The organism is Acinetobacter sp. SwsAc5 (assembly GCF_013391485.1).
Taxonomy (GTDB): Bacteria; Pseudomonadota; Gammaproteobacteria; order Pseudomonadales; family Moraxellaceae; genus Acinetobacter; species Acinetobacter towneri.
In genome coordinates this window covers 1-2,613 of record NZ_JACAXD010000061.1, presented here as the reverse complement: position 1 = coordinate 2,613, position 2,613 = coordinate 1, and the positions used below count along the sequence as shown (strand labels likewise).

Here is a 2,613-nt window from a genome sequence, read left to right as displayed (position 1 = left end):
TAAAAAACAGAAGCAACCTCAAGACAATTCAGTCGTTCAAACCTTTGAACATAAAATAGCCAAAGTATTAGTAAACACGGCAGAATCAACTGCCAAGCAAGATGTTCAACCCCCAATTTATAATATGGGGGTTACGGATTTACAACAGGTATCTGAACAATGGGCTTTTCCAAGATATTTAGATAACCACAAGATTATTTCTACAGGGAAAGGCATTGTTCCAGTACCAATTGCTGCAAAGGTCGATAATGGCATAGCAGGTATAGATTGGGTAAGTTTCAGCATTCCTTTGTCACGTTTCCATGAAAAGTATTCTGCTCTTAACCCTTTAGTTGAGGATGAGGCTCTAACTGAGTTAATCGAATCTGTTTTAGATCAAGAACTCTTTGAATTATTTGGATTTGGTCTAGGTCAAAAGCGTGATAAAGGCATGCACTTCAATAAATATGCCTACACATTACAGGATGACTTAGGCATGGTTCTGTATGGCAATACTCAAAAATCTATCATTGTGCAAATTAACGGTTCAGGATGTGCGCTTGCCCGTAAAGGTTGGAATGAACAACTTTATAAGTATTTAAAACAAATTAAAGGCTCAAAGCTTTCTCGTGTGGATATTTGCTTTGATGACTTTGAAGGTGAATACATCACCTTAGATGAAGCTGATCAATGGGATACACAAGAAATGTTTTGGGTTTCAGGTCGAGTACCTGATTCAAGACATGCTGGTAATTGGAAACGCCCGAATGGAAAAGGACGTACTTTATATATCGGTGTACGTGAAAGCGGTAAATCGTGCCGAATTTATGAAAAAGGTAAAGAAAAGGGTGATGCTTTAAGCGAATGGGTTCGTATTGAAGTCGAATTTAAAGCGAGTGACCGTTACCTAGAATTAGAAATGTTGCTTTCACCATCACAATATTTTATCGGTGCTTACCCTGTATTTAACGAAGTCTTATTGCCAAGACTAGGGCAGTACATCATGCCTGAAAAGACAGAAATCATTAAAAAACAATCACAAATCGAGTGGAAAAAAGCAATCGAAATTACCAAAAGCCAGTTTGGTAAATACATTCGCCAATTCCGAAAAGTCTATGACGATTCTGAATTACTCACAATGCTTTCATCGTCCAAAGATGAAGTCCCTAAACGTCTGAAATTTTCAGCAATTGCAGCAATGCAAGCCGTTCGTATCAATCAACCAATTTATGAGGAATTAGCTCATGCAGTTTAAAACAACTATTACCGTACTTGGTGCAAAAAGTTCAAAAGGCGAGTTCAATGGAAAACCCTATGACTCAACAACTATTTTTTTCCAAGCTGAATTACAGGATGGGGACAACTTTGTTGGGCAAGTGGGTGAACAAATCCGCTGGGGTACATCTGCCAATTTTGAGAAATTGAAAGCTTTGAAATTCCCATTGAATGCTGAAGCAACAATGGAACAAGTGAGTAACGGTAAATCAATGGTCACAATTCTTAAAGACTTAGTACCACAGGTTCAAAAATGAGTTGCTTGGTTTATTGCTGTGATAAATGTGGCTGTTATTTCTTTTATATAGAAAGACTACAACAGCATGAAAAACAATGTGATGGATAGGAAGAAATGAAAATCACATATCTAGGTGATCCTCTTGATGCCAATAAGCGACTCATAATTCGTATTGAACATAAAGGAGTCCTTGTTGAATTAAAACTATTTCCACATGAAGCTGACACTAAAAAAGTAATGTCTATTGTTAACTTCCTTAAGGATTTTTAAAAATGCACGTTTGCAAGACTTTATCACAGCCAAATGAATCGGGTCTGCAAACATGCGTGGAATGGGCAACTTTTACTTACCTTGACCTTTTTCAATCAGTAGCGATTACGAAAAGTGAAATGTTAGTTATTGGTAGCTCATTAATCGGTATAGCTGCTGTATTCATTGCCTTTGCAGTGATTGCAAAAGCTGTAAATCAACTCTAACCAATGGAGATACTACCATGGAAAAACTAACCGTAATTGAAAAACGTGGTGCTTCATCACTTGTACAGCGTACAACAATTATTACACGTATCAAACAAGGTGCAATCATTGCAACAGGTACAGCATTAGCATTTCATGCCAATGCCAGTTCAATTGATTCAACAGGTTTAACCGATGAAATCAGTGGTGCAAAAGATGTCGTACTTGGCTTATTCGGTATTGCACTTGTTGTACTTGGTGTATTTGCAGGGTGGCGTTACCTAAAACGTGGTGCAAATTCGGCTTAATCCAAAATTAAACCATTTACCGCAGCTCCTTAAAAGTTGCGGTATCTCAATTGATTAAGGATAAAGTAATGGAAGAAGCAAGCGTACTCAATTGGATTCCTATCTTGATTTTATTAGCTGCATGTTGGCTTATCATTAAAGCAATTTAGGTGTTATATGTTTAATCTTGATATTGATTTCAATCAAATTGTTTTAAAAATATTATTAACACTTTTGCTTTTAGTATCGATGTTTAGAGATGGATCCGTAAATTTGAACAACTCCTATAAGTGATATTCTGCTCCTCAAATGATGTTATAAACATCAATATATGGAGTATTTTATGGCACGTAGACCAAGAAGAAATCATTCAAATGAT

The 2,613-nt window shown here is 36.5% G+C and carries 5 protein-coding genes; all 5 read left to right on the top strand.

Annotated features, from left to right (window positions below; all coding sequences use genetic code 11):
* Nucleotides 1–1,234: replication initiation factor domain-containing protein (locus tag HYG89_RS15780; protein WP_178868359.1), on the top strand; the 1,234-nt coding region annotated here is incomplete at its 5' end.
* A complete protein-coding gene (locus tag HYG89_RS15775; RefSeq protein ID WP_019767806.1) occupies nucleotides 1,224–1,511 on the top strand; it encodes a hypothetical protein in 288 nt (95 codons plus the stop codon). The genes HYG89_RS15780 and HYG89_RS15775, both read left to right, overlap by 11 nt.
* Nucleotides 1,512–1,606: 95 nt before the next feature.
* Nucleotides 1,607–1,762 carry a hypothetical protein gene (locus tag HYG89_RS15770; RefSeq protein ID WP_178868357.1) on the top strand — a complete coding sequence of 52 codons (156 nt, stop codon included), beginning with the start codon at nucleotides 1,607–1,609 and terminating at the stop codon, nucleotides 1,760–1,762.
* A 56-nt stretch (nucleotides 1,763–1,818) separates the two neighbouring features.
* On the top strand, nucleotides 1,819–1,968 hold the full coding sequence (locus HYG89_RS15765; RefSeq protein ID WP_256734038.1) for a hypothetical protein: 150 nt from the start codon (nucleotides 1,819–1,821) through the stop codon (nucleotides 1,966–1,968).
* A gap of 17 nt (nucleotides 1,969–1,985) precedes the next feature.
* Nucleotides 1,986–2,255 carry a major capsid protein gene (locus tag HYG89_RS15760; RefSeq protein ID WP_178868353.1) on the top strand — a complete coding sequence of 90 codons (270 nt, stop codon included), beginning with the start codon at nucleotides 1,986–1,988 and terminating at the stop codon, nucleotides 2,253–2,255.
* Nucleotides 2,256–2,613 lie beyond the last annotated feature (358 nt).

Excerpts from the sequence above, each read along its gene's own strand:
- HYG89_RS15775 (WP_019767806.1), top strand. The coding sequence starts at position 1,224 with ATGCAGTTTAAAACAACTATTACCGTACTTGGTGCAAAAAGTTCAAAA.
- HYG89_RS15770 (WP_178868357.1), top strand. The coding sequence starts at position 1,607 with ATGAAAATCACATATCTAGGTGATCCTCTTGATGCCAATAAGCGACTC.
- HYG89_RS15760 (WP_178868353.1), top strand. The coding sequence starts at position 1,986 with ATGGAAAAACTAACCGTAATTGAAAAACGTGGTGCTTCATCACTTGTA.